This is a genomic window from Membranihabitans marinus (assembly GCF_021729155.1).
Lineage (GTDB): Bacteria > Bacteroidota > Bacteroidia > Chitinophagales > Saprospiraceae > Membranihabitans > Membranihabitans marinus.
Map to the genome: position 1 here is coordinate 70460 of NZ_JAJQYA010000025.1, position 4733 is coordinate 75192.

The following is a 4733-nucleotide window of genomic DNA, read 5'->3' on the forward strand; positions in this document are numbered from 1 at the left end:
ATATTTGTATATTATAAGTATATAGGCTTATATTTGTATATTATAAGTATATAGGCTTATATTTGTATATTATAAGTATATAGGCTTATATTTGTATATTATAAGTGTATAGGCTTATATTTGTATATTATAAGTGTATAGGCTTATATTTGTATATTATAAGTGTATAAGCTTATATTGATGTATTATAAGTATGTAGGCTTATATTGATGTGTTATAAGTCTGTAGGCTTATGTTTATATGTTATAAGTGTATAGACTTATATTTGTATATTATAAGTATATAGGCTTATATTTGTATATTATAAGTGTATAGGCTTATATTTGTATATTATAAGTATATAGGCTTATATTTGTATATTATAAGTGTGTAGGCTTATGTTTGCCTAGAAAGATAATATTGAAGTAAAACAAGAATAGATGAAGAAAAACAATTTGGCGGTATTAACCTGCGATCTTATTGAATCTAGGAGTTTTAGTGCTGCAGATCGAAGTCATATTGTAGAAAAATTAAAGCAGAAATTAGCGAAATGGGGGCAGGCCAATGGCGGAGAGTATATTATCTATAGAGGAGATAGTATTCAAGCGGTAGTCGACAGTAGTGATGGTGCACTGCGTCATGGTCTATATTTGAAATCATTGGTTAAGTCACTACGGTTGAGCAATAGTCAGCGAAAGTCAGTGGTCGATATAAGAATATCAATTGGGATAGGGGAGTTAGATTACAAAGGCGAAACCTTACTAGATTCCGACGGTAGTGCTTTTCAATATTCAGGTAGACGACTAGATCAAATGAAGCAGAGTGAAGAGGGACTTACGTTGACTACCTCAGATGATAACATCAATAAAGAATGGTCTGTGATACTGACTTTACTTGAATCAGTAATTGATGGTTGGTCTTTATCTTCTGCCGAAATTGTAAATGTGATTCTGGAAGAAAATGAATTACCTATCGAAAAGGTCTTGGGTATTAGCCAACCCGCAGTTAGTCTTCGTAAAAAACATGCAAATTGGAATGCCATTGAAAAAACTTTAGCGTATTTTGAATCACAATTCAAAGACCATTAATATGGAATTATTTATAAGGCTTTTGATTGCCCATATCATTACAGATTTTTTTATTCAACCCAATCACTGGGTTGAGCAAAAGAACTTGCTAAAGGCCAAATCAAAATACTTATATTTTCATATTGCATTGACTGGTATAGTGGCTTGGATCTTTATGGCAGGTTGGGAATATGGTTTCTATGCCCTTTTCATTGCATTGAGCCATGGCATAGGAGATTACCTGAAGTTGACCTATACCAAGGATGAACTCATCCCTTTTATTATTGATCAACTGTATCATGTCATCATCCTAGGACTCTGTGCATTGTGTATAGACCATGGATTTTCTTATTTTTTCGCCGATATCAAAGACTTTTTTGAAATGAAAACATGGGCCGTATTGGCAGGCTATATGTTGATTACTGTGCCCAGCGGTTACCTTGTCGGAAAGGCTACCAAGCAATGGCAAATGGAATTGGCAACGAGTGAAGAAGATCGCGATAGTTTAAAAAACGCCGGTGTATGGATCGGTATTTTAGAGCGGATATTGGTTTTGACTTTTGTGTTGTTTCAACAGTTTCAAGCCATCGGTTTCTTAATTGCAGCCAAATCAATTCTAAGGTTTAGTGATAAAAACGAAAACCATCCGAGGAAACAGACGGAATACGTCCTTATTGGAACCCTGATTAGTTTTACCTTGGCATTATTTATGGGACTTGCCATTAACTATATTTTAAAGTCATATTAAAAATTATACCTACATTATAAATATAGACCCTTTTAGTACGAAATACATTTAAAAATTACTGGTTTTATTTCGATTTATTGTTGAATAGTCGCAAGATTTTGCGACTTTCAATACCGCCAATTGAGGCGCAAGGCCTACCCACCCACGAGACGGAGGTCCACCCACCCGAAACACGGTGGTTTCGGTTCCTTCATCCAATGGATATTTAATCCATCGGGTTGTCCTCTGGACAACTTCATTCAGTCATCATCATCCAATCGACGTTAAGTCGATTGGGTACTTTCCTCTCTCACCCAATGCACGGAGGCATTGGTGCCTTTGATACAATTCCAGTATTTTAGTAATTTATAGCTGTCGAATTTTATGCAGCATCGTCGCAGCACAGTAAAGATTACCATGAAATTTTATTGATACTAAGCCGGAGCTAGTGAGAATTTGCTGTCGAATTTTATGTATTCTTGTCGCATCGCAGTGGCTGCGACTTCACTCGACAGAGCCCGATTTGCGGGCCAACCCATCCACGACACGGTGGTCGTGGCTCCTTCAAGCAATTATATTATTACTGTGACAAGTACTTAAACTTGTCAATTTAAATGCAGCGTCGTCTCAGCACAGTGGCTGCGACTTCACTCGCCCTGGCTGCCCCACCCACGACACAGTGGTCGTGGTTCCTTCATCAGATGAACATTTAGTTCATCTGGTTGCTCTTTGAGCAACTTTATTCAGTCGTGCACTTTGGTAATAGTATGTTAATTAGAACAAAAAATTAAGCAACTTAAGTTAACTTTAAAAAATATGACAAAGGAAAGAAAGAAGTATAGTTCAGATTTTAAGGAGATGATAATCTCTTTGGTAAAAGGAGGCCAGAGTCGTGCAGAAATAGGCAGAGAATACGGTCTAAGCAAAAGTATGGTAAGTCGTTGGGTGAAGCAATCTCAAATTACAGATCGTCCAATATTTACTGGTAATGGAAATGCAAGTTTAACAGAAGAGCAGAAAAAATATAAGGAATTAGAGAAAGCGTATTTAGCGGTAAAAATGGAAAATGATATCTTAAAAAAGGCGGTGGGCATCTTCTCCAAGAGCGACAGGACAAATATAAGTTCATAGAACAAAATAAAGGTATATTTCCTGTTGAGATGATGTGTAAAGCACTGACTGTAAGTAGAAGCTCCTATTATTCCTATATACGTAAATCTAGAATGACAACATCAAAAATCAAACGAAAGGATGTTTTAATGAAACAAATAAGCCAAATTTACGAACAGAGTAAAGGGAGGTATGGTAGTGTAAAAGTATGGCATAAATTAAAGCGACAAGGGGTCGATTATTCTCAAAGTTGGATTACGAAATTGATGCATGAGATGGGATTGCAAAGTATTGTAACTCGTAAGTATAAGTCCACAACTGACTCTAAACACGATCTAAAGGTGTCTAAAAATATACTTGATAGAAAATTCAGGGTAAATGAGTTAGGGAAAGTTTGGGTCTCTGACATAACATATATGAGAGTAAAAGACAGTTGGAATTATTTAACTACTATCATAGATTTGGCTGATAGAAAAGTTGTTGGATATTCAATTAGTACTTCAATGACAACGGAAGATACTATAATAAAAGCGTGGACTCATGCAAGGACAAATCGTCAAATAAAACCAGGATTTATCTTTCATTCAGATAGAGGCTCTCAGTATGCTAGCAAGAAGTTCTCTGAAATAATCAATTGTAACACCTATTCTACCCAGAGTATGAGCCGAAGAGGAAATTGTTGGGACAATGCGGTTGCAGAATCTTTTTTTAAAACTATTAAATACGAATGTTTATATCACCATACATTCAGAAATACAAAAGAATTTAAACATGCCGTTTTTCAATACATTAACTGGTATAACAATTATAGAATTCATGGTGCAATTGATTTTATGACACCAGCTGAAAAAGAATTGAGTTTATTAGATATTTATTCACAAAGTGCCTAATTTCATTGTTTTAAATTTTGTACTTAATCCACTTTGCTCGTTCATATTTAGGACATCGGGTTGCCCTTTGGGCAACTACATTCAGTCATATTAAGGACAATTATAATTCTTATAAAAAAGCCCTGAAAGGGCGTAGTCTAATAGCATAGGGTGGAACCCTATGAAAAATAGTTTGCCCAAATAAAAAGTCCTGAAGGGACGACATAATAAATTAAGGTAAAATCCAGTCTTGTCCATTTAATTACAGTGTTGTCGCATCGCAGTAAAGATTACCATGAAATTTTATTAATACCACGCCGGAACCAGTGGCTAAAAACCTATCGAATTATGTTGCGGTCACGCCAAAAGACTAAAAGCAATCCTGATGATCTTAAGGGGAAATCCTATAGAATTACAGGGCAATCACGCCTCGGCCGGGAGTCCTCGGTTCCTTCATCCGATGTCCATTTAGGGCATTTGGTTGCCATTCTGGCAACTCTACTCAGTCATCCTGAAGGGATGATATGTCATAGCCGTGGGTTTTTAACCCACGGTATAAAGATATGCCAATGTTGATTTGGCGGACTTTTTGTATTGTCAATCTGCTAATACGAAGAGATCATAACTTTTCATCCCTTGTAATGATATATTAAGATAAATTGGACAAAAAGTGTGACAAATCCATGTGAATACATCAGTGATTCAGATCAAAGCCATAGATTATCGGATGACGAATTACGTTGCAGTCTCGTCGCAGCACAGTAAAGATTACCATGAAATTTTATTAATACCACGCCGGAGCCAGTGGCTCCGGTTCCCTCTCCATTGATCCATTTAGGATCAATGATGCTTCGCATTTCGCTCGGTCATACCCGAGGGATGGAACCCTCGGCTCCTTCATCCTCAGCCCTCCCGAAACGCGGAGGTTTCGGCTCCTTCATCAGATGGACATTTAGTCCATCTGGTAGACCTATTGGTCTA

4 protein-coding genes are annotated in these 4733 nt (G+C 36.7%); all 4 read left to right on the forward strand.

What is annotated here, in order from left to right; translation table 11 throughout:
- Positions 1 to 419 precede the first annotated feature (419 nt).
- The 4 genes from LVD51_RS14435 (at position 420) to LVD51_RS14450 (ending at position 3773) form a co-directional block, all read left to right on the forward strand.
- Positions 420 to 1067 carry a hypothetical protein gene (locus LVD51_RS14435; RefSeq protein ID WP_236972102.1) on the forward strand — a complete coding sequence of 216 codons (648 nt, stop codon included), beginning with the start codon at positions 420 to 422 and terminating at the stop codon, positions 1065 to 1067.
- Between the two features lies 1 nt (position 1068).
- Positions 1069 to 1794, forward strand: a complete 726-nt coding sequence (locus LVD51_RS14440) for a DUF3307 domain-containing protein (protein WP_236972103.1) — start codon at positions 1069 to 1071, stop codon at positions 1792 to 1794.
- Positions 1795 to 2589: 795 nt separating this feature from the next.
- A complete protein-coding gene (locus LVD51_RS14445) occupies positions 2590 to 2904 on the forward strand; it encodes a transposase (RefSeq protein ID WP_236972104.1) in 315 nt (104 codons plus the stop codon).
- Positions 2901 to 3773 (forward strand): IS3 family transposase, encoded by an 873-nt coding sequence (locus tag LVD51_RS14450; RefSeq protein ID WP_236972107.1) that lies wholly within the window; start codon positions 2901 to 2903, stop codon positions 3771 to 3773. The genes LVD51_RS14445 and LVD51_RS14450 overlap by 4 nt, the downstream gene beginning before the upstream one ends.
- The last annotated feature ends 960 nt before the right edge of the window (positions 3774 to 4733 follow it).

Coding starts and splice junctions, on each gene's coding strand:
- LVD51_RS14440 (WP_236972103.1), top strand. CDS start 1,069: ATGGAATTATTTATAAGGCTTTTGATTGCCCATATCATTACAGATTTT.
- LVD51_RS14445 (WP_236972104.1), top strand. CDS start 2,590: ATGACAAAGGAAAGAAAGAAGTATAGTTCAGATTTTAAGGAGATGATA.
- LVD51_RS14435 (WP_236972102.1), top strand. CDS start 420: ATGAAGAAAAACAATTTGGCGGTATTAACCTGCGATCTTATTGAATCT.